Below are 279 nucleotides of genomic sequence, written 5' to 3'. Positions count from 1 at the left end.
CTGTATTTTACCCACTGTGCTTTGGCATTCTCAGTCACTAACCAATTATTATCCTCCGATGTGGCATCGATTATGTCAATCCCTTTACATTTTGCCCATTGGCATGCTCCCTCGCCGACCAAAAACATGGGGGGTATCCGACCAAGCAGTGAAGGACCTGACATTTGTTCCTTTGTCAAGTGCAATGCAACTTGGATGGGGTTCTTTACACCTTGCACAGCTCCAACAGCTCCGTAAGAACCTGTAGTTCCATCCATGATACTCGCATCGCATTCGACC

Annotated in this window: 1 protein-coding gene; it reads right to left on the bottom strand. The window is 47.3% G+C overall.

The annotated features are described in order from the left end of the window. The coding region (locus tag QWY28_RS23625) for an isoaspartyl peptidase/L-asparaginase (RefSeq protein ID WP_300955350.1) at positions 1-279 on the bottom strand (279 nt) is incomplete at both ends.

It is taken from the genome of Nocardioides oceani (assembly GCF_030412965.1).
In the GTDB taxonomy this organism is placed as follows: Bacteria; Actinomycetota; Actinomycetes; order Propionibacteriales; family Nocardioidaceae; genus Nocardioides; species Nocardioides oceani.
This window is presented reverse-complemented; position numbering and strand designations above follow the sequence as displayed.